We start from the raw sequence: 26,627 nt of genomic DNA, 5'->3' as shown, positions 1-26,627 counted from the left end.
TCAAAAATTGGCATTGAACATAGTGCACGCTGTTGAGTTCTCAAGAAACGGACGCACCCGAGTTTCAGCCTCGCGGCCTGCCCTCAGGGCAACCTGTCTACCGTACCACAACCGAGTGGACTCACGACCGAGGGCCGAGGTTCAGAACCCCGACGAGCGGAGTTCTCGCACGACCCGAGGGCCATGCTCACTGATGAGGTGGATTTTCCATCTTAGGCTTGAAATCACCGAGTCGCAATGAGCTCATACGAGCGCTGCGCCTTCGAGGTTATTTGGCTAAGATCGTCATTCCCGTCGGCCCGTTTCGCTTTTCGCTTTCCGGCCCGCCGCGGCGACATGTATGAATTTACGTGGATGTCACGTCCGCACCAAATTCGGCTCGCATCCCGGGCGTGTCGCGTGCTCCCCCGGGTACGGCAAAGGGCCTCCAGCGAACGCCGAAGGCCCTGGTCACCGCGGTTTCCGATCAGTCCGATCAGTTGATCTCGTCGGGGTTTCCGCCGACGCGGCCTTCGCGCTCGAGACCCGTGATCGCGTCCATCTCGTCGTCGGTGAGCGCGAAGTCGAAGACGTCGAAGTTCTCCGCCATGCGCTCACGACGGTTCGACTTCGGGATCACGATGTTGCCGCGCTGCAGATGCCAGCGCAGCACGACCTGCGCAGGCGACTTCCCGTGCGCCTCCGCGGCCGCCGTCACCTCGGGCAGCTCGAACAGCGGGTACTTGCCCTGCCCCAGCGGACCCCAGGCCTCGATGCGGATCTGGTGCTCATCGGCGAACGCCGCGGTCGCCGGCTGCTGGTGGTACGGGTGCAGCTCGATCTGGTCGACCGCGGGCACCACGTCCGTCTCCGTCACCACGCGCTCGAGGTGGTGGGCGAGGAAGTTCGAGACACCGATCGAGCGCACGCGCCCCGACTCGCGCAACTCCACGAGCGCCCGCCAGCTCTCGATGTACCGATCGTTGGCCGGGGTCGGCCAGTGGATCAGGTACAGGTCGACGTAGTCGAGCCCGAGCCGCTCGAGACTCTGCTCGAACGCGGCGGGCGCGGTGTCGGCGCCCTGGTCGTCGTTCCACAGCTTCGTGGTGAGGTACAGCTCCTCGCGCGGGATGCCGGAGGCGGCGATCGCACGCCCCACGCCCTCTTCGTTGCCGTAGATGCGCGCCGTGTCGATGTGACGGTAGCCGGTCTCGAGCGCATCGGTCACGATGCGTTCGGTCTCGGCCGGGTCCACCTTGAAGACCCCGAACCCGAGCTGCGGGATGGAGTGGCCGTCATTGAGCTGAATGCGGGGAACACGCGTCATAGGCCTTATCCCATCACGACCGACGTGACCAATCCGCGTGCGTTCGCCCGCCGCGATCAGGTCCCTCGAAATGGCGCATCCGACCGCGCCGTACGATACAAGGGCATGTTGGCGACCATCTCGTACCCCCCTGAGCTGCCGGTCTCGGCGCAGCGCGACGAGATCGCACGCGCCATCCGCGACCACCAGGTCGTCATCGTGGCCGGCGCGACCGGCTCCGGGAAGACGACGCAGCTGCCGAAGATCTGCCTCGAGCTCGGACGCGAGTCGATCGCGCACACCCAGCCCCGCCGCATCGCGGCACGCACGATCGCCGAGCGCATCGCCGAGGAGCTCGGCAGCGAGGTCGGCGACCTCGTGGGCTACCAGGTGCGGTTCACCGACCGGGTGAGCGACTCCACGCGCGTGAAGATCATGACCGACGGGATCCTGCTCAACGAGATCCACCGCGATCGCGAACTCCGCCGCTACGACACGATCATCATCGACGAGGCGCACGAGCGCAGCCTCAACATCGACTTCCTGCTGGGGTACCTGAAGCAGCTGCTCCCGCGCCGGCCCGATCTGCGCGTCATCGTCACGAGCGCGACCATCGATCCCGAGAGCTTCGCCACACACTTCGCGGATGCCTCGGACGAGCCCGCACCGGTGATCGAGGTGTCCGGGCGCACGTACCCGGTCGAGGTGCGGTACCGGCCGATCGGCGAGGCGGCCGCGAACCCCGAGACCCGAGAGACGAGCGACGACGAGGGCGCCTCCGCCGACGACCGGGACGTGCAGCGCGGCATCATCGACGCGCTCGACGAGCTCGACCGTGAGGCCCCGGGCGACGTGCTCGTGTTCCTCTCGGGCGAGGGCGAGATCCGCGATGCCGAGCAGGCGGTGCGCGCGCACACCGCGAAGCGCGGTGCCGCCGGAGTGACCGAGGTGCTCCCCCTGTACGGGCGGCTCTCGGCGGCCGATCAGCACCGCGTCTTCGAACGCTCGAAGGTCGCCGGGCTCCGCCGCCGCGTCGTGCTCGCGACGAACGTGGCCGAGACGAGTCTCACGGTGCCCGGCATCCGATACGTCGTCGACGCGGGCACGGCGCGCATCAGCCGGTACTCCGCGAGGTCGAAGGTGCAGCGACTGCCGATCGAGCCGATCTCGCAGGCCTCGGCGAACCAGCGGTCCGGGCGATCCGGCCGCACGAGCGACGGCATCGCGATCCGGCTGTACGCGGAGGACGACTTCGAACGCCGTCCCGAGTTCACCGATCCCGAGATCCTGCGCACCAATCTCGCGGCGGTGATCCTGCAGATGGCCTCGCTCGGGCTCGGTCCGGTCGAGGAGTTCCCGTTCCTCACGCCGCCGGACAGCCGTGGCATCCGCGACGGGCTCGACCTGCTGCGCGAGCTGGGCGCGCTCGAGGATCTCGATACGCGTCCTCCTTCGTCGGGCGAGACCTCGATACGCTCCGCTCCCCGATCGGCGGATGCGCGCGGCCCGCGTCTCACGCGCATCGGCCGCCAGCTCGCTCGGCTGCCGATCGAGCCGCGCTTCGCGCGCATGGTGCTGGAGTCGAAGGCGCAGGGCGTGTCGCGCGACGTGATCGCGATCGTCGCGGGCCTGACGATCCAGGATCCGCGTGAGCGCCCGCTCGAGCGTCGCGAGCTCGCGGACGCCGCGCATGCCAGGTTCGCCGACCCGACCAGCGACTTCCTGTCCCTGCTGAACCTCTGGAACCACCTCGAGCAGCAGCAGCGCGAGCTCGGCAGCAGCGCGTTCCGGCGCCTCTGCAAGGCCGAGTTCCTGAACTACCTCCGGGTGCGCGAGTGGCAGGATCTCGTCCGGCAGCTGGTCCGGCTCGCCAAGCCGCTCGGCCTGCACGTGGCGGGCGAGCCCGGCTCCCCGAACCCTGACGGCATCCATCGCGCGCTGCTGTCGGGTCTGCTGTCGCACATCGGCCTGCGCGACGACTCGCGGACCTCGACCGGCCGCGGCGGCGCCGGGCAGGCGCGCGACGCCGAGCGAAAGGGCCGCCGTCAGCAGGCCGAGTTCCTCGGGGCGCGCGGCGCGCGCTTCGTGGTGTTCCCGGGTTCCGCGCTCGCGAAGAAGCCGCCCGAGGCGATCATGAGCGCCGAGCTGGTCGAGACGAGCCGGCTGTTCGCACGCATGAACGCGGCCATCGATCCGGCGTGGGCCGAGCCGCTCGCGGGCTCGCTCGTCACGCGGACGTGGAGCGCCCCGCGCTGGGAGCGCCGGCAGGGCGCGGCGGTCGCCGATGAGAAGGTCACGCTGTTCGGCGTGCCGATCGTGCCGAAGCGGCGGATCCAGCTCGCACGCATCGACCGCTCGCTCGCGCGTGAGCTGTTCGTACGGCACGCGCTCGTCGAGGAGGACTGGGACGTCAGCCGGCTCGACAAGCGGGTCTTCGGGTTCGTCCGGCGGAACCGCGAGCTGAGGCGCGAGCTCGGCGAGCTCGAGGAGCGGACGCGCCGTCGCGACATCCTCGCGGGCGACGAGGCCGTGTTCGGGTTCTACGACGCTCGCGTCCCGGCCGACGTGACCGATGTGCGCGGGTTCGAGCGGTGGTGGCGCGACGCGCACCGCGCGGAGCCCGAGCTGCTGACGATGACCTCGGCCGACCTCGTCGAGGAGGAGGCGGGCACCCCCGACGCGGGGTTCCCGGATCGCTGGCGGCAGGGCGACCAGACGCTGCGATTGCGCTATCGCTTCGAGCCCGGTGCCGACGACGACGGCGTCACCGTGGTCGTCCCGCTCGTGTTGCTGCCGCGCCTCGAGCCGACCGGGTTCGACTGGCAGGTCCCGGGGCTTCGCGACGAGCTCATCACGGCGATGCTGCGGACGCTGCCGAAGGTCCTGCGCCGTCAGGTCGTGCCCGCGGCCGAGTGGGCCGCCAAGATCTCCGCCGAGCTGCCCGCGGGACCGGAGTCGGGCACGGCACGCGAGCCGTTCGCCGAGGTGGTCGCCGCGACGATCAAGCGGCTCACGTTCGCGCCGGTGACGGCGGGCGACTTCGACCTCGAGCGCGTGCCGCCGCATCTGCGGGTCACGTTCCGCGCGGTCGACGACCGCGGCAAGGTCGCGGGCCGCGACAAGGATCTCGCGGCGCTGCAGGCGCGGCTCGCCGACCGCGCGGGGCGCGCGGTCGCGTCGACGTTCGGTGGCGCGGATGCCTCGGGCGGCGCGCGCGGCACGGATGCCTCGGGCGGGGCCCGTCCGGGCCCCGGCACCGCCGCAGCTGCGGACGTCCCGCCCGAGTTCGCCGAGCGCAGCGGCCTCACGAACTGGGAATGGGACCGCGTGCCCGCCCACGTCGACACCCGGCAGGCCGGCAATGTGATCCGCGCCTACCCGGCGCTCGTCGACGACGGCGGTTCAGTGTCGCTCAGGTTGCTGCCCACGGCGGAGGATCGCGATCGGGCATCGCGCCGAGGCATCCGCCGTCTGCTCGTCTTGGCGACCCCGTCGCCGGTGGCGTATGTGCAGGAGCACCTGTCGAACGAGGAGAAGCTGCAGCTCGCGGCGAGCGCGTACCCGGGGCCGCGCGCGCTCCTCGACGACGTGCTCGCTGCGGTGGTCGAGGCCGAGCTCGTGGCGAGGCATCCGAGCGGGTTGATCGCGACGCGGGCGGAGTTCGAGTCGGTCCGCGACGCGATCGGCGCGACCGTGATGGAGCGCATGTTCGAGACCGTGGGACTCGTCGCGCGCATCCTCCGCCTCGCGCGCGAGGCGGACAAGGCGATCTCGAAGGCCGCGAGCCTCGCGCTCATGTCGCCGCTCGCCGACGCGCGGGCCCAGCTCGAGGCGCTCGTGCCCGCGGGGTTCGTCTCGGCGACGGGGATCGACCGCCTCCGCCACCTGCCGCGCTACCTCGAGGGCATCGTGCTGCGGGTGCGCAAGCTGCAGGACGATCCCGGACGCGATCGCCGGTTCATGACCGAGTTCGAGACCGCCTTCGCGACCTATGCGCGCGCGGGCGGCACCGTGCCGATCGACGCCGAGGCCGGCGCGCACCTGGTGCGCGCACGGTGGCTTCTCGAGGAGCTGCGGATCGGCCTGTTCGCGCAGGAGTTGCGTGCTGCGGAGCCGGTGTCGCCGCAGCGGATCGCCAAGGCCCTCGCGGGCTGACGCGGCCGGTCGCGAGCCGACCAGCGGGCGTCTTGACACCGCGTCGAATCGCGTGCCGGTGAATGGCCGCCGCGTCGGGTCGCCGGCCGTCCGCACGCGGCTAGCATGGCGTCTCGTGGCCAGCTACTCCGATCTCCTGAAGACGCCGGGCGTCGCGCGCATCATCGCGGCGCAACTGACGGCGCGCTTCCCGTCGGGCATGCTCTCGCTGGCCTTCCTGCTGCACGTCGAACGCGAGACCGGCTCGTACGGCGCCGCGGGGCTCGTGCTCGCGGCGACGTCGCTCGGTCAGGCGGTCGCGGGGCCGATGACGAGCCGGCTGATGGGCCGGTTCGGGATGCGGCCCGTGCTCATCACGACGCTCGTGATCTGCGTGACCGCGGTCGTCGCGGTCGGTGTGCTGCCGCTCACGGTTCCGGCCTACATGGGCGTCGGCCTCATCGCGGGACTCGCGAACCCGCCCGTGCAGCCGGCCGTGCGGACGATCTACCCGAAGATGGTGAACTCGCGGCAGCTCACGCCGCTGTTCTCGCTCGACGCGTCGGCGCAGGAGATCATCTGGGTCGTCGGGCCGGTCGTCACGACGTTCGTGTCGACGCAGATCGGCACGGTCTGGGGCATCCTGCTCGCGGCCGCGCTCATGGTGGTCGGCGGGGTCTGGTTCATCTCATCGCCAGAGCTCGGGCGCGTGCGCATCCCGCGTTCGAAGCGGCGGTTCGGCGTCGTGCTGGGCCGGCCCGCCGTGCTGCTCGCGACCGTGGTCGGGTTCTTGCTCATCGGCGCGGTCGCCGCGATCGAGGCCGGTGTGGTCGCCGTGTTCGGGCACGACGGGGCCGAGGCCGGCATCGTCCTCGCGATCTTCGCGCTCGGCTCGCTCGCGGGCGGGCTCGGGCTCGGCCACGTGCCGATCGGACCGTGGTCGACCGCGCGACGCACGCTCATCGTGTTCGTCGGCATCGCGCTCGCGGCCGTCGCCATGGACTTCTGGTGGCTCGCGGCCACGCTGTTCATCGCGGGGCTCGGCATCGCCCCCGCGCTCGCGGTGCTGTTCGCAATCGTCTCGGCGAGCGTGAAGTTCTCCGACACCGCCGAGGCGTACGGCTGGGTCGGCACCGGCCAGCTGATCGGGGCGGCCATGGGGTCGGCGCTCGCGGGGTTCCTGATCGACGGCGCGGGCGCGCAGGGCGCATTCTGGGTGGCCGCGGTGCTCGCGCTGGCCGGCGTGCTGGTCGCGTCGTTCGGCAGTCGCTGGCATCCTGATCTGCGGGGCCGTGACGCGAGCCCCATGCCGGACACCGAACCGGTGCCCGTCACGCCGAGCTGACCCGGCGGCGGCCCGCACGGCCGGCATCCCGGGCACGTCAAGGAGAGGACCCGCATGTCCGAGCTCACCGCCCCTCGCCTGCCGCTCACGGACGGCGCCGCCATCCCGCAGGTCGGGTACGGGCTCTACAAGGTGCCGGCCGCCGACGCGCGGCGACTCATGCTCGAGGCGATCGACGTCGGGTACCGGCACCTCGACACCGCGGCCTTCTACGGCAATGAGCGGGAGGTCGGCGAGGCGGTGCGCGATGCGCCCGTGGCGCGCGACGAGCTCTTCGTGACGAGCAAGGTCTGGAAGTCCGACAACGGGTTCGACGAGACGCTGCGCGCATTCGACGAGTCGATGGACCGCTTCGGGCTCGAGCAGCTCGACCTCTATCTCATCCACTGGCCCGTGCCGTCGACCGACCGCTACGTGGACACGTGGCGCGCGCTCATCCGGCTGCAGCAGGAACGCCGGGTCCGCTCGATCGGCGTCGCCAACTTCCACGCGCACCACATCCGGCGGATCGTGGACGAGACCGGCGTCTGGCCGGTCGTGAACCAGGTCGAGCTGCACCCCTGGCTGCCGCAGACCGAACTGCGCGAGTTCGACGACGAGCACGAGATCCGGACCGAGGCGTGGTCGCCGCTCGCGCGCGGACGCGTGCTCGACGACACCACGCTCGCCGCCATCGGCGCCAAGCACGCCCGCACACCGGCGCAGATCGTCCTGCGCTGGCACGTGCAGCTCGGCAATGTCGTCATCCCGAAGGCCTCGTCGGCCGCGCGCCTCCGCGAGAACCTCGACGTGTTCGGCTTCACGCTCGATGCCGAGGACCTCGCCGCGATCGCGGCCCTCGAGAGCGGCGAACGCACGGGCCGCGACCCCGACCTCGATTGAGCCGCAGCGGTCCTCGAAGACCGTAACGAGCCGTGACGCCCCGGCGTTGTGGCCGCCAAACGACTCTCAGGGAACCGCAATTCGATCGTGATCCGACTCCCAGGGCGCATCCAGACATGCGGATCACGCTTCGCCCTAGCCTGAGCGCATGTCTCGACTTCCGCGCCCCCGGTCCGTCCGAAGCCGTCACCTGACCCGGTTCACCGCCGCCGCCGGCGCGGTCGCGATCGCCGCGCTGGTGTTCGCCGGCTGCACCGCCCAGCCCGGTGCGCACACCGGAACCTCGGCACCCATGATGCCGAACGAGCTCGCGACGCCCGACGGGCCGGTCGAGATGCTGCCGAGCGAGGTGCTCCCCGGCGATGCGGCGAGCGGCGAGATGGGCCGAGACCTGGCCAGCGGCGAGGCATCCGATCGCAGCGTGATCACGACGGGGCACGTCGCCGTGACCGTCGACGACCCGATCGCGACCGCCGAGGACGTCGCCGGACTCGCGACCGCCGCGGGCGGTCGCGTCGACAACCGGACCGAGACGCCCGGCACCGACACCCAGCCCGCGAGCGCCCAGCTCATGCTGCGCGTGCCGGCCGACCAGCTCGACGCCGTGATCGAGGACCTGCGCGGGCTCGGCACGGTCACGTCGGTCTCGCTCAACGCATCGGATGTCACGCAGCAGCGCCAAGACCTCGACGCGCGCATCGACGTGCTGACCGCGTCGATCGCCCGGCTCACCGAGCTCCTCGCCCAGGCGACCTCGACCACCGACCTGATCGCGATCGAGTCGGAGCTCACCACCCGGCAGGCCGAGCTCGATAGTCTCACCCAGCAGCGCGACTGGCTCGTCGACCAGGTCGACTTCTCGACGCTCACGGTAGACCTCGCGACCGAGGCGACCGCACCGGAGGCGCGGCCCGACGACTTCTGGGGCGGCGTCGTCGCGGGCTGGAACGGGCTGCTGAGCTTCCTCTCGGGTCTCGTGGTCGTGTTCGGGGTGGCGGTGCCGTGGATCGTGGCACTCGCTGTGGTCGCCGCGATCGTGCTCGTCGTGGTACTTCTCGCGACCCGCGGGGCACGCCGCCGGGCCGCGAAGTCCGCGCCCGCTTCGCCCGACTCCGCTTCGGCCGAATCCGCTTCGCCCGAGGCCGCTTCGCCCGAGTCCGCCGAGTAGCCCCGCCTCCCCGTCTCCACCCCTCCCCGTCTCCACCCCTCCTCCCCCTCCCCGGAGCGGGGCGTAGGCTGGCGCCGTGACCCCAGAGACGCTGCTCAGCGACGACCTCATCGAACGCATCAGGGAACGCGCCGCCGGTTACGACGAGCACAACGCGTTCTTCGACGAGGACCTCGCCGAGCTCGCCGAGGCCGGGTACCTGCGGGCGCTCGTCCCCACCGAGCTCGGCGGCCTCGGCTGGTCGCTCGACGACGCGGTCCGTGCACAGATCCGGCTCGGCGGCGCGGCGCCGGCCACCGCGCTCGCCGTGAACATGCACCTCGTGTGGACCGGCGTGGCGAAGGTGCTCCGCGACCGCGGCGACGACTCGCTGGACTTCGTGCTGCGCGAGGCCGCGGCGGGCGAGGTCTTCGGCTTCGGCATCAGCGAGGCCGGCAACGACCTCATGCTGTTCGGGTCGCGGACGGTCGCCGAGCCGCTCCCCGCCGGCGGGTACCGCTACACCGGGCGCAAGATCTTCACCTCGCTGTCGCCGGCCTGGACCAGGCTCGGCACCATGGGCCTCGACTCCGCCTCCGACGACGCGCCGAAGCTCGTGTACGGATTCATCGATCGCGACGACCCCGACGTCCGGATCCTCGACGACTGGGACACCATGGGCATGCGCGCGAGCCAGAGCCGCACGACCGTGCTCGACGGCGCGTTCGCCGCGGCCGACCGCATCGTGCGCCGGCTCGACCCCGGTCCGAACGCCGACCCGTTCGTCTTCGGCATCTTCGCGTGCTTCCAACTCCTGCTGGGCGCCGTCTACACGGGCATCGGCGGGCGCGCGCTCGAGCTCGCGATCGCGGCGGCGCGCCGGCGCACGTCGATGAAGCACGACGGCCGTCCGCTCGCCGACGACCCCGACGTGCGCTGGCGCATCGCCGACGCGGCGCTCGCCTACGACGCGATCGAGCCGCAGCTCGTGGGGCTCGCGCGCGACGTCGACGCGAAAGTCGATCACGGCGCGTTCTGGTACGCCAAGCTCTCGGGCGTCAAGGTGCGCGCGACCGAGACCGCGAAGCACGTCGTCGATCAGGCGGTCCGGGTCGCGGGCGGCTCGAGCTACTTCGCGGGCAGCGAGCTCGGCCGGCTCTACCGGGACGTGCTCGCGGGGGTGTTCCACCCGTCCGACGACGAGTCGGCGCACGCGACCATCGCGAACGCCTGGATCGGCCCGGTGGGCGGCTGAGCGCGGCCGGGCGCGCCGCCCGCGCGGCCGGATGCGCCGCCCCCGATAGACTGACCCGAGATCGCGCCGCCGCTTCGCGGCAGCACTCGCTCGCGCCGCAGGAGGTTTTTCGTGAACGGCATTCTGTTCATCATCGCCATGGGGATCTTCCTCTTCGGCATGTGGCTCATGGGCAATGCCTCGCACATGGCCGGGATCGAGTCGCTCGTGTTCGTCGGCGGCATCCTCTGCATCGCGATCGCCCTCGCCATCCCGACGAGCCTGCTCGGCCGCGGCAACGGCGCCTGACCACGGTCGGCGCCGCGGCGCCCGAGGTCTAGCATGTCGAGCGTGGGAGCACGCATCGAGAAGGTCGACCTGCCGGGCATCGGCCATCGGCACGACCTCGTGACCGAACAGGGGCGCCGCATCAGCGTGGTGTCGCATCGCGACGGCGAGCGAGACCTGGCCATCTTCGACGCCGACGACCCCGACGCCAGCCGCGACTCCATCCCGTTGAACGAAGACGAGGCCGCGGCACTCGCGGACGTGCTCGGCGTCTCGGTGATGCTGTCGCGGCTCACGAGCCTCTCCGAGGCGACGGCCGGGCTTTATACCGAACAGATCGCGCTGCCCACGGGTTCGCCCTACTTGAATCACCCGCTCGGCGACACCAGGGCGCGCACCCGCACGCACGCGTCGATCGTCGCGATCGTGAGAGACGGTGCGGTCATCGCCTCGCCGACCCCGTCAGAGCCGCTCCGTGCCGGCGACGTGATCGTCGTCGTCGGCACGCGTGAGGGGCTCGACGGGGTCGCCCGGCTGCTGTCCAGCGATCCGGACTGACCCCGGGGGCGGCATGCACGAGACCACGCTGCTGCTCGTCGAAGCCGGCGCGCTCCTTCTCGGCATGAGCTTCGCCGGCCGTCTCGCCGGCCTCATCGGCATCTCGCCGATCCCGTTCTACCTGCTGATCGGGCTCGCCTTCGGCAACGGCGGCATCTTCCCGTTCGATGCCAGCGCGGAGTTCTTCGAGGCCGGGTCCGAGATCGGGGTGCTGCTGCTGCTCGCGCTCCTCGGGCTCGAGTACACCGCGTCCGAGCTGTTCGGCAGCCTGAGGTCGGCGCGCACGGCCGGCATCGTGGACGCGCTGCTGAACGCGGTGCCGGGGGCGCTGCTCGCGCTGGCGCTCGGCTGGGGCCCGATCGCCGCGGTCGCGCTCGCGGGCGTGACCTGGGTGTCGTCGTCGGGGGTCGTGGCGAAGCTGCTGCGCGACCTCGGGCGCCTGTCGAACCGCGAGACGCCCGGCATCCTCGCGGTCCTCGTGCTCGAAGACCTGGCGATGGCGTTCTACCTGCCGATCCTGTCGGCGCTCGTGGTCGGCGTGAGCCTGGTGCAGGGCGCCGTGTCGGTCGCCGTGGCGGTCGCGGTCGTGAGCCTCATCCTGTTCGTCGCACTCCGACACGGATCGCTCGTGTCGAGACTGTTCACCGCTGATCAGTACGAGCCGCTGCTGCTCGGCGTGCTCGGGCTCACGATGCTCGTCGCCGGTCTCGCCGCCGAGGTGAACGTGTCGTCCGCGGTCGGCGCGTTCCTCGTCGGCATCGCCCTGTCGGGCCGGGTCGCCGAGAATGCCAGCCAGGTGCTCACGCCGCTGCGCGACCTGTTCGCGGCGATCTTCTTCCTCTTCTTCGGGCTCGCGACCGACTCGTCCGCGCTGCCGTCGATGCTGCTGCCGGCGCTCGCCCTCGCGCTCGTGACCATCCTCACGAAGCTCGCGACGGGCGTGTTCACGGCACGCCGCGCCGGCGTCGGCACCCTGGGTCAGTGGCGCGCAGGGTTCGCGCTCGTCCCGCGCGGCGAGTTCTCGATCGTGATCGCGGGGCTCGCGGTGGGCGCGGGCGTGAACCCGCAGCTCGCGCCGCTCGCGACCGCGTATGTGCTCATCACGATCATCGCGGGCACGTTCCTCGCGCGCGTGCCCGACGCGGGCTGGTTCCGTGCCGCGGTCAAGCGCCGCCGCGCGGCCCAACCCCCGCTGGTCGAGTAGCGAGCGACGAAGGAGCACGCGTATCGAGACCCGCGTCGGGCCTCGATACGTCGCTTCGCTCCTACTCGACCGACGAGGGAGCCTCGGCGAGCAGCTCGCGCACGCGCGGGACGACCTCGGTCGCGTAGCGCTCGATGCTGGCCGTCATGGCCTCGTGCGGCAGTGTGCCGTTGGAGTACTTCAGGTCGAATCGGCTGGCGCCGACCGCCTGCACGGCGTCCGCGATCTTGCGCGCGACCGTCTCGGGTGCACCGGCGTAGAGCGCTCCCTGCGCGGCCTCGTGCTCGAAGTGGTCGCGCGTGATCGGGCCCCAGCCGCGCTCGCGGCCGATGCGGTCCATGATCGTGCGGTAGTGCGGCCAGAGGGTGTCGAGTGCCTCCTCGTCGGTCGCGGCGACGAAGCCGGGCGAGTGCATCGCGATGGGCTGCTGGGCGTGGCCGAACTGCTCGAGCGCCTTGCGGTACAGGTTCGCGAGCGGTGCGAAGCGGGCGGCGGAGCCGCCGATGATGGCGAGCACGAGCGGCAGTCCGTACTTCGCCGCACGCACGACGGACTCGGGGCTTCCGCCGACGCCGACCCAGGTCTTCAGCCGGCCGTGCTCGACCTGCGGGTACACCAGCTGGTCGGTGAGGGCGGGTCGCAGCGCGCCCTGCCAGGTGACCGGTTCCTGCGGCAGCAGCGCGGCGAACAGCTCGAGCTTCTCTTCGAACAGCTCCTGGTACTGGCTCAGGTCGTAGCCGAACAGCGGGAACGACTCGATGAACGAGCCCCGCCCGAGGATGACCTCGGCGCGCCCGTTCGAGAGCCCGTCGAGGGTCGCGAAGCGTTGGAAGACGCGCACCGGGTCGTCCGAGCTCAGCACGGTCACCGCCGAGCCGAGGTGGATGCGCTCGGTCCGCGACGCGATCGCCGCGAGCACGACCTCGGGCGCCGAGACCGCGAACTCGTGGCGGTGGTGCTCGCCCACGCCGAAGAAGTCGAGGCCGAGCGAGTCCGCGAGCACGGCCTGCTCGACGAGGTTGCGGAGGACCTGCGCGTGCGGCAGCGGCTCACCATCCGGGCCGAGCGTGACGTCGCCGAAGGTGTCGAGTCCGAATTCGACCTGCTGGGCCATGTGCGCGTTCCCTCCTCAGCCCGGGCGCTCGCCCGGGACATCCGATATAGATGCGTACGCATCAAAATGTCGAACCTTCGCTGTCTCGACCCTATTCCCGCGCACGCCAGACCCCCGAGTCACCGCGTTCGACGCCGTCAACGGGAATGCGGCGAGCGCGTCGCCGTGTTATGCCGGTAATGGCACAAGGCGCCACAACGGATGCCACGGCGGAGGGAAGTTCGGACCGGCATGACGAATCGACCGGTGATCGGGATCTTCGGTGCAGGCAAGGTCGGCACCGCGCTCGCGCGACTCCTCGTGGCAGGCGGCTACGACGTCCGCATCGCCGGATCTCCCAGGCAGACCGCGCTCGAGCTGCTCGTCGAGGTCGTCGCCCCAGGCGCACGCGTGTCGTCGCCCGACGCGCTCATCGACGCGGCCGACGTCATCATCGTCGCGGTGCCGTTCGGCAAGGCGCCCACCGTGCCGTGGCCCCGGTTCGACGGCAAGATCGTCGTCGACGCGATGAACTACTGGCCGCCCATCGACGGCGTGATCGCCGAGGTCGAGTCCGACCCCCGGTCGACCGCCGAGCTGAACCAGGCGCGGAACCCCGCCGCCCGCCTCGTGAAGAGCCTCAACCACCTCGGGTACCACGAGATGGAGGACGACAGCATGCCGCCCGGCGCCCCGCTGCGGCGGGCCCTCGCGGTCGTCGGCGACGACGCCGAGGCACGCGCGGTCGTCGCGCGGATCATCGACGACCTGGGGTTCGACCCGGTCGACGGCGGATCGCTCGACCGAGGCCGCGCGCTCGAGCCCGGCCACCCGGCCTTCGGTCGTGAGCTCTCGGCCGCCGAGCTCGGCGCCCTGCTCACCCCGGGCGCGCACCTCGCGGCCTGACCGCGCGCACCCCAGCCGCACCATCGAACGGTCGCGGATGGCGGGTGTTGCACGGCTCAACCCACCATCTGCGACCGTTCGCCGACCGTGGTCGGTTCTAGGCTGGCGGACATGAGTGGTCACGAGGGCGAGGCGCACGAATCGGATGTCCCGGTGCGGGCGGGTGCCGCGGAGCGGCTCTCCCGCATGGTGCAGCTGCCGACCGTCTCGGCCGAGCTCGAGACGCGCGGCCTCGACGACTTCGAACGGTTCCGTGAGCTCATCGACGAGCTCTACCCGCTCGTCGCCGCACGGCTCGAGCTCGAACGGGTCGGCGATCTCGGGCTGCTGTACCACTGGCGCGGCGGCGGCGCGGGCGACCCGGTCGTCCTCATGGCGCATTTCGACGTCGTGCCGGCCGCATCGCGCGACGGGTGGCGCATCCCGCCGTTCGAGGGTCGCATCGAGGACGGCAGGGTCTGGGGCCGCGGTGCGCTCGACGACAAGGGTCCGCTGCTCGTCGTGCTCGAGGCCGTCGAGAACCTGCTCGCCGTCGACTTCATCCCCGCACGTGACGTCTACCTCTCATTCGGCGGCGACGAGGAGAGCTACGGCCGGGCGGCGCGCGCGATCTCCGACCTCTTCCAGGAGCGCGGCATCACGCCCTGGCTCGTGATCGACGAGGGCGGCGCGGTCGTGGACGCCCCGCTGCCGTTCGTCAAGGTGCCCACGGCCATGGTGGGCGTCGGCGAGAAGGGCGTGCTGACCGTGCGGCTCCGCGCCGTGAGCGACGGCGGGCACGCCTCAGCTCCCCCGAAGCTCACCGCCACGGCCCGTGTCGGCCGGGCGGTCGCGCGGCTCACGCCGTCGACGTTTCCCGCGCGCACGCCGGCGTCGACGCGCGCCATGCTCGCCGCCTTCACGCCGCACACGCGCGGCGGCGCGCGTGCCCTGCTGCGCCTGCTCACGGCCTGGCCCTGGCTCACCGCCCGGGTCTTCGCGCGCCTCGGCGGCGAGCCCGCGGCGCTCGTCCGCACCACGGTCGCCCCGACCATGCTCGAGGGCGGCAGCGCGCACAATGTGCTGCCCTCAGAGGCATCCGCCATCGTGAACCTGCGCATCGCGATCGGCGAGACGATCGCGACCACCGTCAAGCGGCTGCGCCGCGCCGTCGGCGACCCGCACGTCGCGGTCGAGATCGTCGAGGGCAGCGAGCCGTCGGCCGAGTCGCCCGTCGACGATGCCCGGTTCGCCCACATCGCCGACGCGGTCGCGGCCGCCTACCCGGAGGCGATCACGGCCCCGTACCTCATGATGGCCGCGACCGACTCACGCTGGTTCCACCGGTTCTCGCCGGCCGTGTACCGGTTCGCACCGCTCGCGATGACGGCCGCGCAGCGCGCGACCATCCACGGCGTCGACGAACACGTCACGATCGACAGCCTCGAGCGCGGCGAGCGCTTCCACCGCGCCCTGCTCACCGCCCTCCCCCGCTGACCCCCGCGCCCGCCACCCCGCCCACCCGCACCCGCCACCTGCACCCCGCGCCCGCCACCCCGCGCCCGGCACCCCACAGCGGGGTCGCACTTGGTCGCTCGGCGCCGCCGCAAGCGACCATTCGCGACCCCGCAACGCGTGTGTCGTGCCGCGCGGGCACTCGCGTGCGAGCCGTCCGCGGGTACTCGCGCGCGGCGCCGTGTGCGGGCCCGTGCGCGGCGCTGTGTGCGGGCCCGCGCGCGGCACCGTGTGCGCTCCCGTGCGCGGGGATGAGCGCGCGGCCCATCGCGCCGGCCCGAGCGCACGGCCCATCGCGCCGGCCCGAGTGCGCGGGCGCTGGCGCGCGTCCCCGTGCGCGGGGGACTAGGGTGTGATCACCCCGCCAGCGGCTCGTCGAGCCGACCCCGCAAGGAGCACCGATGCCCCGTGCCACCGCCCGACCCGCACGCCTCCGTCTCGGCCCGCTTGCGACGATCGTCGGCTTCCTCGCGTTCGTCGAGTTCACGAGCGGCATCCTGCAGGGCTACTACACGCCCATGCTCACCGACATCGCCCGCCATCTCGGCATCCACGACGCCGATGTGAACTGGCTCGAGGGCTCGCAGCTCGCGCTCTCGGCGCTCGTGGTGCCCGCGCTCGCGAAGCTCGGCGATATGGTCGGGCACAAGCGCATCCTGCTGTGGTCGACCGCGATCACGGCGGCCGCGTCGCTCGTGCTGCCGTTCACGGACTCGTTCGCGGTGTTCCTCGTCGCGTGGGCGTTGCAGGGCTTCTACGTGGTGTGGCTGCCGCTCGAGATCGCGCTCATCTGGTCGCGCGCGCGCGCGGCCGGGCACTCGGCCGCGGTCACCGCGAAGGCCGCGGGCCTGCTCGTCGCGGCGCTCGAGGTGGGTGCGATCACCGGCGCCCTGGTCGGCGGCGCGCTGATCGACACGCTGCCGCTCACCGTCGTACTGCTGATCCCCGCGCTTGCGGTCGTCGCGTGCTTCGTCGTGATCGCGTTCGGGGTGCGCGAGTCGCCCGATCTCGCGCCGGGCCGCCTCGACACCGTCGGCCTGATCCTGGTGTCGCTCTCGCTCATCGCGCTCACGGGCGGACTGAGCTTCCTGCGCCTGAACGGCGTGGGCGACCTGCTCTCGTGGGGGCTGATCGCCGCGGGCGTGCTCCTGCTCGTGCCGTTCGCGCGGTGGGAGCTGCGGCACCCCGACCCGCTCATCGACGTGCGCCTGTTCCGTTCGCCGTCGCTGTGGCCGGTGTTCGTCACGGCCGGGCTGTTCGGCGTGAGCGTGCTGGGCGCGCAGGCGCCGCTGTCGACATTCGCGCGCACCGATCCGAGCGAGGTCGGGTACGGGCTCGGCACATCCGGGTTCCAGACCTCGCTCATCATCGGCGTCTACCTGATCGCGATGGTCGTGGGCGCGCTGACCTACCCGGCGGTCGCACGCCGGATCACGCCGCGGGTCACGCTCATGGTCGCGGCCTCGCTCGTGGCCATCGGATACCTGCTGTTCCTGCCGTTCCACCACACGTATGCGCAGACGCTGACCAACATGGTGGTCGCGGGCGTCGGCTCGGGCGCCCTGGTCGCCGCGCTGCCCGCGTCAGCGGCGGCGGCCGCTCCGCGGCATCAGACGGGCGTCGCGACCGGACTCACGAACTCGGTGAAGACGGTCGGCGGCGCGATTTCATCCTGCGTGTTCGGCATCGCGCTGGCCGGGCAGCTGGCCGCGGGCGCGGCCGACGCTGCGCCCGAGAGCACGGCCGGCTCCTTCGCGGGGTACGTCACGGTGTGGCTGGTCTGCGGACTCACGGCCGCGGCTGCCGCGGTGCTGCTCGCGTTCGTGCCGCGTCAGGCGTTCACGGATGCCTCGGCCGCAGCCGAGGCATCCGTGACGCCGCGCTGATCGGGTGGACCGGTGGCGGGGTGTGCGAACGCAGATCCTGCCGTCACTTCGCTGTGATGATCGCGTCGATCGTCGGCGTCGTGAACGCATCGTCACGCGTGGCCCACCTTTGGAGCATCGTTGTCCTCTCCGGGCCCCAATCTGCCGTCTGCAAGGACACCGCGCTGGTGACGTTGTCCTGGACGGCCTTGAACTTCGTGACGTGCCTTCGCACAAAGGCATCGATCACGTCGGGCGGCGGGGTGTCGCCGAAGAACTTGGTGGAGAACGCTCGCCAATACGCGGCCTTCAGTTGGTCGAGCTGCGCGTGAGCAGTGCTGAGTTTGACCACGGGGTGAAAGCTGTAGTCGAGGCCAGACTTCAGGTAGACGTCCGCTTTACGCTGGTAGCCATCCAATGGCTCGGTTCCGTTCAGCCGTTTGAGCACCCCCTTGTACCCGCGGATGAACTTCGAGGCGTCATCGGTGGAGTTTTTCAGCAAGCTCTTCAGCGCAATGTGCTCGACGTCAGACAGGACCGAGTCGTCATCCGGGCTGAATCTGATGGCGAGCTTGGCCAGGGTCTTGGGGGCGAAGACGTAGCTGCCGATCGCGGTGAGGGCGCCGAAGCCCATGAGGGCGTACTCGGAGTACTCGAGACGCTGATCGGTCTCCTCGTCGAGGAACTTCGTGACGTGGTCGTCGACGTATCTGAACGCCGCGATCGCGGCGCCCGCTCCGCCCGCGAACAGGGTGAGCCCGCTGAAGGCGATCGACCCCGCGTTCGTGGCGATCGTTCCCAGCAGGGTGCCACCGGCAGCCAGGCCGATCCCGCCCGCGATCGCACCGTAGACGCTGGCCGCGGCGAGCACGACACCGATGACGAGGCCGTTGACGAGGTCGGGCATGGCGAAGTGACCGGAGGGGTCGATGTGGGTGATCGGGTTGGCGTTGGCGTAGCCGTACCGGGTGTGCAGGGGGAGGGTGTCGCGGGTGGTGAACTGCATGCTCGCGGGGGCGAAGGTGCGGGCGGCGAGGTGCTGCGTGCCGGTGGGGTTGGTGTATTCGCCGGCGTAGAGGAATGGGTAGCGGGATGCCTCGGGGGTGGTGGGTTCGGTATCGGAGGCTTCGATCGGGGTGGTGGTGCCGTAGTCGGTGTAGGTGTAGCGGGTGGTCTGGGTGCCGTCTTCGGTGGTGAGTTCGGTGGTGTTGCCGTGGCGGTCGTGGGTGGCGTAGACGGTGTGGGGTCTCGATACGCGTGCTCTTTCGTCGCTCGCTACTCGACCAACGGAGCGGGATTCGCGGGTGAGGGCGGTGAGGTAGCTTGCCGTCTCGGTTGAAGCTGCGGTGGTGTGGGTGTCGTTGAGGAGGGTGCCGTCGTCCCAGTAGAACCCGGTTGTATGGGTGGCGGTGGTGAGGGTGGCGCGGTCGCCGGTGGGCCAGTACGTCGTGCTGATGGTCGCGCCCTCGGGAGTGGTCTCCTGGGCGGGCTGGTTGGCGGCGTTGTAGGTGTATCTGGTGCCGTCGGCGGTCAGGGTCACCCGGCCGTACGTGTCGAACACGAACCCCTCAGCCACGGTCCTCGTCTGGCCGGCGTCGTTGGTGAAGGTCAGCTCGATCCCGGTCGGCCGGCCCATCCGACCCGGCACGTCACCGTCCTCGTCGGGGTGGCTGAACGCCTGCCGCTGCAGCACCCGCTCGCCCGACGGCAATAGCGTCGACGTCTCCCTGGCGGTCATCAGCTGTGCCCCGTCGTAGGCCGACACGACCCGGTTCATCCCGTCAGTGACCACTGTCTCAAACCCCGGCCCGGCGCTGGCCTGCGCCCCGGCACCACCCTGCGTGAATGCCCCGGCATCCGATACCGCGGGCCACCCGGACGCCAGCCCACCGGTCGCTTCCCACCGCCGCTCCAGGACCTGCTCCCCGGTCACCGGGTCGGTCACCACCACCCGGTCCACCGCAGCCGTCCCGTCCGGCAGCGGCTGCCAGGTCAGGTTCGTCACCGCACCACTGGCCGAACCCACGCTGCCCACCAACCCCGACGGCCCGTATGCCACCGTGGTGCGTGCCCCCGTGGCATCCGTCACCGCGGCCACCCGACCACCCGACAACTCGATCGCACCGACCGGGCGCGGCGCACCGCCGCCGGCCCAGGCCGACACCACGACGCGGTCCGGATCCGACCATTCCAGCGAGGTCACCACCCCCGTCTCGGTCACGACCTGGGCGAGCCGGTGCCCGGGCTCCCACGTCCAGTCCACCCGGCCGCCGTGCGCGTCGAGCTTCGCGACCGGGTCACCATTCGCGTCGAAGTACGACACCAGGCCGCCCAGCTCCCGCAACACGAACGCATACGCCCGCTCACCCAGCACCCCATCAGCCCGGGCCGGCAACACCCCCGCCGTCTGCGAGAACCGCACCTCATCACCCTCATACCCCGCCAACCCCGACGGCACCGAATCCGACGCCTCGAACACCCCCCGCACCCCCTGCACCCCACGAGCCGGCACCACCCGCACCCCACCCTCCGTGTCGACGAACCCGACCCCGGACACCGACCAGCGCGGACCGAACCCGAACCGGCCCGAATCAGCCCCGGGTCCCCGCGAATCCCACCCCAACGTCACGCCGCCCAACGGCACCTCGAACGAGAACGCCCCCGACCGCTCATCTACGGTGCCCTGCACCCCGGCACCCATGCCGAACGCCCCCACCACCGGCGAACCCGCCCCGGCACCCTCGGATGCAGCCGCCCACGACGGTGACACCCCACCCAGCACCAGGCCCGCACTCACCACACCACCCAGCGCGACACCCCACCACGAACGCACCGAACCACCACGACGCACAGCGATTTCCTCGGACACCGGCACTCCTCACGACGCACACGCCACGGCAGCAGCGCGCCCAATGAGGATACCACTACTGGAATATCAGAATCCCATTACCTGGCGCCCGTGCAGATCGCTCGCGGGGCAACTCGCGTGACCCCGAGGCATCCGTCACCAGCTGACGCGTCCCCGGCGCGCGCGAGGCGCACTCAGACAGTCGGGATCAACCGAGTCGCACCCGGTCAATCCGTCCAGCCCCCGCCGCACCCTCAGCCCAGCCCGCGCCGCTGCCGCCGGCGCGAGCCGAGGTCGGCGAACCCGATCGCCAGCGCGACCGCGAGGAACAGCGCGACCGCGAGCATCCCGTACCCGTACGCGTGGTGGTAGACCTCGAGGTCGGCGCCGTTGCCGCCCGCCTCGCGCCAGATGGTCGCGTAGAACAGCGACAGCCCGACCGCGGTGCCGACCGCCGTGCCGACCCGCTGCCCGAGCTGCCCGACGGAGCCCGCGAGCCCGCCCTGCTTGACGGGGATGTCGGCGAGCGCGAGCGTCTGATTGGGCGAGATCACGAACCCGCCGCCGAAGCCCGCGACAGCCATCGTGCCGGCCATGGCCCAGGGCGCGACCTCGGGCGGCGTGAACAGGGCGACGAGGACGAGCCCGCTGATGCCGACGAGCAGGATCACGATGCCCCACACGACGAGCGGCCGTCCGAGCCGGTTGACGAGGTTGCCGCCCCACCACGAGGCGATCGCGCTCGTGAGGGCGAATCCGATCGTCACCATGCCCGCGTAGACCGGTTCGAGGCCGAGCCCCTGCTGCAGGTAGAGGGTCGTGAGCAGGAACGTGGGCGGCATGGCCGAGAAGAACGCGGTCGCGAGCGCAGTGCCGTTGCGGTACGAGCTGATGCCGAACAGCGACAGCGGCACGAGCGGGTGCCGGCCCGTGCGGGCGTAGTGGCGTTCCCACGCGATGAACGCCGTGAGTCCGAGCACGAACACGATGAGGGTCCACCAGCGGGCCGGGTTGTCGTCGGGTGAGCCGGTCGTGAAGAGGAACGGCCACATCAGCGACACGACCGTGATCGCGAACAGCAGCAGGCCGAACGGGTCGAGCTCGAGCCGCCGCGCGGGGCGGTCCGGCGGCCCGGGCAGCAGCTTGACCGCGAACACGATGGCGATCACGACGAGCGGCACGTTCATCCAGAAGATCCAGCGCCAGCCGTCGGTGGCGCCGCCGACCGCGATCAGGAATCCGCCGAGCGTCGGCCCGAACGCGGTCGCGAGCCCGATGGTCGCCCCGAACAGCCCGAACGCGCGCCCGCGCTCCTCGCCCTGGAACAGCTGCTGCACGAGGCCGAGCACCTGGGGCATCTGGATGCCGGCGGCGACGCCCTGCAGCAGCCGGGCGATGAGCAGCACCGTGACGTTCGGCGCGAGCGCGCAGAGCGCGCTGGTGACGAGGAACGCGCTCAGGCCGATGACGAACAGCGCTTTGCGCGAACGCTGGTCGCCGATCCGGCCGGCGGGCACCAGTGTGAGGCCGAACGCGAGCACGTAGCCCGAGACGATGAGCTGCAGCTCGGTCGATCCTGCGGCGAACGCCTCCTCGATCGACGGCAGCGCGACGTTCACCTTGGTGAGGTCGAGGATGGTGAGGCCGGCGACCGCGACGCACACCCAGTAGGCCCGCCACCGCTGGGCCGGGGCAAGTGGGATGGACTGCGTGTCGGGGGTCGCCACTGCCCCAGCCTATGGCCACGGCGCGAGCCCGACGGTCAGGCGCGGGCGCGCGCAGGCCGCCGCCGAGGCATCCGCTGACCGGCGCGACCGTCGCGACCGTCGCGACCGCCCATCCTAGGCGGACGCGCCGCCCGGCCGGTACCGGGTGACACGGCGCAGACCGCCGACCTATGGTCGAAGCGGACGCCGACCGGGCCCAGCCCGGGCCGTCGGCGCACGCCGACCCGGAAGGAGCCGCACTTGGCGCACGTCGTGATCTTCGCCCCCTCCCCGCTCGTCACGGTCACCATCGAGGATGACGCCGACGGTCCTGATCTGCACGTGCATGCGGGCGGGCAGGGCGTGTGGCAGGCGCGCATGCTGCGCACGCTCGGCGCCGAGGTGACGCTCTGCGCGACGCTCACGGGCGAGCTCGGCGAGATCGCGGGGCACATCCTCGAGGACGACGGGATCCGGGTCGCCGCGATCCGGCGTGGCGGACGCGGCGCGGGATACGTGCACGATCGGCGCACTGGTGAGCGCACGAGCATCCTGGAGCAGGAGGGCGACGCGCTCTCGCGCCACGACCTCGACGACCTGTACGCGCTGACGCTGCGTGAGGCGATGGCCGCCGATCTCGTGCTGCTGAGCGGGCCGGCGGACGACGCGACGCTGCCCGACGACGTGTACCGCCGGCTCGCGTCCGACGTGCGTGCGGCGGGCGGGCGCGTGATCGTCGATCTCGCGGGGTCGCGGCTGGACGCCGCGGTCGAGGGCGGCGTGCTGCTCGCGAAGGCGAGCGACGAGGAGCTGCTCGAGTCGGGTCACGCGGCGGATGCCTCGGTGGAGGCGTTCATCGACGCGGCGCGTGTGCTCCGCGATGCGGGCGCCGAGCACGTGCTCGTGACGCGCGCGGACCATCCGAGCCTGCTGGTCACGAGCGAGGGCGCGTTCAGCATCCATGTGCCCCGTATGGAGGCGGTCGACGCGCGCGGCGCCGGCGACTCGTTCACGGCCGCGACCACCGCGGCGCTGCTCGACGGCGATGAGGTCGCCGACGCCGTGCAATTGGGGGCCGCCGCGGCCGCGCTGAACGTCACCCGGCACGGGCTCGCCTCGGGGGATGCCGAGGCCATCAGACGCCTGCGGGCCGAGGTCGGGATCGAGCCGGTGCGCGGCGACGGCGCCGGGCAGGTGTCACCCGCCGAGCTCGCGGGTCGAGTCGAGGAGGTCAACCCATGAACGGGGTCGCGCTCAAGGGGGTCGCGCTCAACGGGGTCGCGCTCATCACGAACGACGACGGTATCGACTCGCCCGGGTTGCACGCGCTGGCGCGCACCGCGCTCGACGCGGGGCTCGAGGTCATCGTGGCCGCACCGTGGTCGGAGGCCAGCGGCAGCAGCGCCGCGATCACGGGCGCCGACCCCGACGGTCGGGTGCGCATGGAGCGCCGCGAGATCGAGGGGCTCGACGGCGCCACGATCTTCGCCGTGCAGGCGGCACCCGCGATGATCGCGCTGCTCGCGGCGCACGGCGCCTTCGGCGCGACCCCCGACGTGGTGCTCTCGGGCATCAACCGGGGCGCCAACGTCGGGCACGTGGTGCTGCACTCGGGCACGGTCGGCGCAGCACTCACCGCGGGTGCGAGCGGACTGCGCGGGCTCGCGGTGTCGCTCGACGTCGGGCTCGACCCCGACGCGCACCACTGGCAGACCGCGGCGACGGTGGCCGCCCCGCTCATCGCGCCGCTCCTCGAAAGCCCCCAGGGCACCGTGCTGAACGTGAACGTGCCCAACCGGGCCGAGCTCGACGGGCGGCCGCGCTCCGCGCGCCTGGCGGAGTTCGGCGTCGTGCAGACCACGGCCGCGGTGCCCGGCGAGGGCGAGGTCAGGCTCACCGTCGCCGACCTCTCCGGCGAGTTCGACCCCGAGAGCGATGCGGTGCTGCTGCAGGCGGGACATCCGACGCTCACCGCGCTCTCGGGCGTGGGCGAGGCGGCGCTGCCGCCGGGGTTCGTCATGTCGCGTTGAGCCGCGCCTCGATACCCGGCACGCGAGCGCGGCCCCTCGACCTCGACCCGCGACGCCTCACCCCTGCATGCAGCGAGCGCACGAGCCACCGTCCCCAGGATCTCTGGAACCAGTCGTGAGAAGTTGCCGGCGCATCGCGTTTGAACGTGTCGGGCAGGCCTGAAGCCGGCGCGCCCTGCTCGGAACTACAACGGGACGACGATCTGGTCGAGCATCGCGATCAATAGCTGTAGGTCACGCTCCTCGGCTGCGGCCCGGGATGCCGCGTCGTTGACCGCACCGGTGACGCCGAGCCAGTTCAGCCGCCAGCCTGCATCGCGCGCGATCCGGTCCCACATCCATCGCTGAGCGCGGCCGTTGCCCTCGCGGAACGGGTGGATGTAGTTGAACTGGTCGTAGTGGTGCGCGAGCCGGGCGACGAACATCGCTCGGTCCATGCCGCGCAGGTACTCGTCCGCCCGTAACTCGTCGGCGGCGAATCCGGCGGCGCGCTCGGTCATGGAGACCGGCACGAAGTAGCCGGCGCCGTCGACCATTCTTGCGGATATCGACCGTGCGCAGCTCCCCAGCCCAGTCGTAGATCGGACTGAACAGGAAGCGGTGGATCGCACGCAGTTCGACGAGGTCGCCGGTCGGCTCCGGCGGCTCGGCCGCCAGACGCAGCGCGCGGATCGGCACGAGGTCACCTTCGACCGCATCCAGCTCGGCCTGCGTTGCCGCGCCGACGAGGTTCTTCAGGATCCCCGTCACCGGATCGAGGTAGGGGTCGACGAAGTCAGGCAATCCCGTAGCGGGTGCGCACCCGGGCCTCGAGCTCGGCGAGGTCGATCTCGCCCGCGACGTACTTGTCGGCGTCGGCCTTGGTCGCCTCGCTGGTGGGCAGCCCTTCCATCTCACCGGAGTGGATGGCCTCGGCGACCTGGCGCTCGCGCTCGGCACGCTGAGCGGTGGTGATGGTCGTGATCGACATGATGCAACTCCTTCCGCCAGCGGCACCCACAAATTTACCGGCCAGGTCCGTGCGGCGGCCAGGTTTCCACAGCACTCATCGTGCTGAGCGCGCTCAATCCATCAGACGATGTCCGTCATCGCTCCATACGCACTGTGTCCTATGTCTGAGTTCAGGACATAGGTCACAGGAGATATGTCCCTCATGTCTCGCGACCTAGGTCACAGTCGGGGCCATGTCGAAGCACCGGGTCGTGGTCATGAAGATCGTCACCAGGCAGTTGACCGTCGCGGAAGCCTCCGAACGATACGGACTGTCTCGGAGACAGCTGCACCGGCTCCTCGCCCGCTACCGAGACGGCGGGATCGATGCCGTCGACCCGGAGAAACGAACTCCAACCACCCGGCTGATGGCCCCCGAAATGACAGATGTCTCGCGACATGCGAGACACATGTCGCGAGACATCACACTGGTGGACCCAGGGGGATTCGAACCCCCGACCTTCTCATTGCGAACGAGACGCGCTACCAACTGCGCCATGGGCCCAAGCCGTGAACGACTCTATCATCCCGCGCGGGGTCGTTCTGACCACACGCACGCGTTCGACTCAGACGGCCTCGCGACGACGGCGGAGCACCGCGTCGAGGCTTTCGAAGCCGGGCGCCGTGTCGTCGACGACACCCATGCGCGCGTACGGGTTCACGGGCGCGCTTGCGTCGGCAGCTGCGGCACGCGCGGCGGGCGCCGATCGCGGGGTGAGCTTCGGCAGCTGGGGCTCGAGCTTCGCCGCGCGCTCCGCGATCGCGGCTCCCGCGGCGGCGCGGCGCAGCCCCTCGGCCGCCTCGACCGAGGCCATGGCCGCGGCAGCGATCGTGCCGCGAGACAGATGCAGCGGCTTCGGCAGCGGCTGCGGCGTCCAGCTGGTCGTGGGGGCGGCGACGGGCGCGGGAAGATCGATCGGTTCGAAGCGTGGCGCGGTCACGGGTGCCGCGACCACCGGCGCGACCGCGACGGTCACGCGGCGACGCGCGAGCACCGCGATCCCCGCGAAGCCGGCCCCGGCTCCGGCGATGCCGGCCATCGCGACGAGCGGCGACAGGCCGAATGGCAGGCCGACCGCGCCCACGATCACGACGATGACGGAGATGAGCACGCCGAGCGTGCAGGCCGCCCGACGACGACGCAGGGCCCGTCGGGCTGCGACCGGGTCGGGCGCGATCACGGCGGCGGATGCCTCGGCGCGCCGTTTGGCCGCGAGCGCCCGTTCGGCCTTCTCACGCGCGACGGCCGCACGCTGTTCGGCCGCGGCGCGCTCGGCGATCGCGAGCTGCTCGGCGGCCTCGGCCTCGAGGCGGGCCTGCTCACTCCGCTGCGCGAGGATGCGCTGCTGCGCGGCGACGTCGCGAGCCGTCGCCTCGACCCTGACCTCTTCGGGCGTTTCAGCCGTCTCGGCGAGGATGCGGAGCGTCTGCTGCAACCGCACCGCATTGCGCTCGGTCGCGAGGTACTGCCCGCGCCGGAACCAGGTCGGCAGCAGATACGCCACCCAGAGTGCAGCGGCGACGGCCACGAGCACTCCCCCGCCGATCGCGTCCATGCGTCAACGCTAGGGGACGCGAGGCATCCGTGACCGCGCGTCGCGCGGGCGTGTCAGCGATC

General features: G+C 71.4%; 20 protein-coding genes, 1 tRNA gene and 1 pseudogene. 14 read left to right on the top strand and 8 right to left on the bottom strand.

The features are described from left to right. Positions 1–475: 475 nt before the first annotated feature. A complete protein-coding gene (locus RH864_RS08155) occupies positions 476–1,306 on the bottom strand; it encodes an aldo/keto reductase (protein WP_310517034.1) in 831 nt (276 codons plus the stop codon). A 24-nt stretch (positions 1,307–1,330) separates the two neighbouring features. Here RH864_RS08155 and hrpA point away from each other — a divergent pair, with 24 nt between their 5' ends. The 8 genes from hrpA to RH864_RS08115 all read left to right on the top strand — a co-directional run bounded on the left by hrpA (position 1,331) and on the right by RH864_RS08115 (position 12,077). Further along, the gene (hrpA, locus tag RH864_RS08150) at positions 1,331–5,440 is read left to right on the top strand and encodes an ATP-dependent RNA helicase HrpA (protein ID WP_449224132.1); all 4,110 of its coding nucleotides are present in this window, start codon (positions 1,331–1,333) and stop codon (positions 5,438–5,440) included. A gap of 115 nt (positions 5,441–5,555) precedes the next feature. Then, the gene (locus RH864_RS08145) at positions 5,556–6,764 is read left to right on the top strand and encodes an MFS transporter (RefSeq protein WP_310517032.1); all 1,209 of its coding nucleotides are present in this window, start codon (positions 5,556–5,558) and stop codon (positions 6,762–6,764) included. Between the two features lie 54 nt (positions 6,765–6,818). Beyond that, positions 6,819–7,646, top strand: a complete 828-nt coding sequence (locus tag RH864_RS08140; protein ID WP_310517031.1) for an aldo/keto reductase — start codon at positions 6,819–6,821, stop codon at positions 7,644–7,646. A 148-nt stretch (positions 7,647–7,794) separates the two neighbouring features. Next, the gene (locus tag RH864_RS08135; protein ID WP_310517030.1) at positions 7,795–8,814 is read left to right on the top strand and encodes a DUF4349 domain-containing protein; all 1,020 of its coding nucleotides are present in this window, start codon (positions 7,795–7,797) and stop codon (positions 8,812–8,814) included. A 76-nt stretch (positions 8,815–8,890) separates the two neighbouring features. After that, the gene (locus RH864_RS08130; protein ID WP_310517029.1) at positions 8,891–10,048 is read left to right on the top strand and encodes an acyl-CoA dehydrogenase family protein; all 1,158 of its coding nucleotides are present in this window, start codon (positions 8,891–8,893) and stop codon (positions 10,046–10,048) included. Positions 10,049–10,159: 111 nt separating this feature from the next. Further along, on the top strand, positions 10,160–10,336 hold the full coding sequence (locus RH864_RS08125) for a hypothetical protein (protein ID WP_310517028.1): 177 nt from the start codon (positions 10,160–10,162) through the stop codon (positions 10,334–10,336). A gap of 42 nt (positions 10,337–10,378) precedes the next feature. After that, positions 10,379–10,873 carry a cation:proton antiporter regulatory subunit gene (locus tag RH864_RS08120; protein ID WP_310517027.1) on the top strand — a complete coding sequence of 165 codons (495 nt, stop codon included), beginning with the start codon at positions 10,379–10,381 and terminating at the stop codon, positions 10,871–10,873. Positions 10,874–10,886: 13 nt separating this feature from the next. Continuing rightward, the gene (locus RH864_RS08115) at positions 10,887–12,077 is read left to right on the top strand and encodes a cation:proton antiporter (RefSeq protein WP_310517026.1); all 1,191 of its coding nucleotides are present in this window, start codon (positions 10,887–10,889) and stop codon (positions 12,075–12,077) included. A gap of 61 nt (positions 12,078–12,138) precedes the next feature. On the opposite strand, the gene RH864_RS08110 is transcribed toward RH864_RS08115, so the two are convergent. After that, complete coding sequence (locus RH864_RS08110) at positions 12,139–13,191, bottom strand: LLM class flavin-dependent oxidoreductase (RefSeq protein ID WP_310517025.1); 1,053 nt, start codon at positions 13,189–13,191, stop codon at positions 12,139–12,141. 231 nt (positions 13,192–13,422) lie between these two features. Here RH864_RS08110 and RH864_RS08105 point away from each other — a divergent pair, with 231 nt between their 5' ends. From RH864_RS08105 to RH864_RS08095, 3 genes are all read left to right on the top strand, one after another. Continuing rightward, positions 13,423–14,076, top strand: a complete 654-nt coding sequence (locus RH864_RS08105) for an NADPH-dependent F420 reductase (RefSeq protein ID WP_310517024.1) — start codon at positions 13,423–13,425, stop codon at positions 14,074–14,076. A 111-nt stretch (positions 14,077–14,187) separates the two neighbouring features. Next, positions 14,188–15,552, top strand: a complete 1,365-nt coding sequence (locus RH864_RS08100; protein ID WP_310517023.1) for a M20/M25/M40 family metallo-hydrolase — start codon at positions 14,188–14,190, stop codon at positions 15,550–15,552. Between the two features lie 419 nt (positions 15,553–15,971). Then, a complete protein-coding gene (locus RH864_RS08095) occupies positions 15,972–17,456 on the top strand; it encodes an MFS transporter (protein ID WP_310517022.1) in 1,485 nt (494 codons plus the stop codon). Between the two features lie 43 nt (positions 17,457–17,499). Here the strand turns inward: RH864_RS08095 and RH864_RS08090 are convergent, their stop codons facing one another. Further along, positions 17,500–20,304, bottom strand: a complete 2,805-nt coding sequence (locus RH864_RS08090) for an RHS repeat-associated core domain-containing protein (RefSeq protein ID WP_310517021.1) — start codon at positions 20,302–20,304, stop codon at positions 17,500–17,502. 233 nt (positions 20,305–20,537) lie between these two features. Further along, positions 20,538–22,010, bottom strand: coding sequence for an MFS transporter (locus tag RH864_RS08085; RefSeq protein ID WP_310517020.1), 1,473 nt, complete (start codon positions 22,008–22,010; stop codon positions 20,538–20,540). Between the two features lie 240 nt (positions 22,011–22,250). On the opposite strand from RH864_RS08085, the gene RH864_RS08080 reads away from it, so the two are divergent. Continuing rightward, positions 22,251–23,231: a 1-phosphofructokinase family hexose kinase gene (locus RH864_RS08080; protein WP_310517019.1), complete on the top strand. Its 981-nt coding sequence runs from the start codon at positions 22,251–22,253 to the stop codon at positions 23,229–23,231. Continuing rightward, positions 23,228–24,019: a 5'/3'-nucleotidase SurE gene (gene surE, locus RH864_RS08075; protein ID WP_310517018.1), complete on the top strand. Its 792-nt coding sequence runs from the start codon at positions 23,228–23,230 to the stop codon at positions 24,017–24,019. The genes RH864_RS08080 and surE overlap by 4 nt, the downstream gene beginning before the upstream one ends. Positions 24,020–24,204: 185 nt before the next feature. Here the strand turns inward: surE and RH864_RS08070 are convergent, their stop codons facing one another. Both RH864_RS08070 and RH864_RS08065 read right to left on the bottom strand, forming a co-directional pair. After that, complete coding sequence (locus RH864_RS08070; RefSeq protein WP_310517017.1) at positions 24,205–24,555, bottom strand: Fic family protein; 351 nt, start codon at positions 24,553–24,555, stop codon at positions 24,205–24,207. Between the two features lie 239 nt (positions 24,556–24,794). After that, positions 24,795–24,989, bottom strand: a complete 195-nt coding sequence (locus RH864_RS08065) for an antitoxin VbhA family protein (RefSeq protein ID WP_310517016.1) — start codon at positions 24,987–24,989, stop codon at positions 24,795–24,797. A gap of 214 nt (positions 24,990–25,203) precedes the next feature. Between RH864_RS08065 and RH864_RS19205 the strand changes: the two are divergent. Then, positions 25,204–25,380 (top strand): annotated as a pseudogene (locus RH864_RS19205) (helix-turn-helix domain-containing protein); the annotation flags it as partial. 58 nt (positions 25,381–25,438) lie between these two features. Here RH864_RS19205 and RH864_RS08060 read toward each other — a convergent pair. Together RH864_RS08060 and RH864_RS08055 are read right to left on the bottom strand one after the other, a co-directional pair. Further along, a tRNA-Ala gene (locus RH864_RS08060) sits at positions 25,439–25,514 on the bottom strand. 61 nt (positions 25,515–25,575) lie between these two features. Continuing rightward, positions 25,576–26,565: a hypothetical protein gene (locus RH864_RS08055; protein WP_310517015.1), complete on the bottom strand. Its 990-nt coding sequence runs from the start codon at positions 26,563–26,565 to the stop codon at positions 25,576–25,578. Between the last annotated feature and the right edge of the window lie 62 nt (positions 26,566–26,627).

Source organism: Agromyces aerolatus (assembly GCF_031432255.1).
Classification (GTDB): domain Bacteria; phylum Actinomycetota; class Actinomycetes; order Actinomycetales; family Microbacteriaceae; genus Agromyces.
This window is presented reverse-complemented; position numbering and strand designations above follow the sequence as displayed.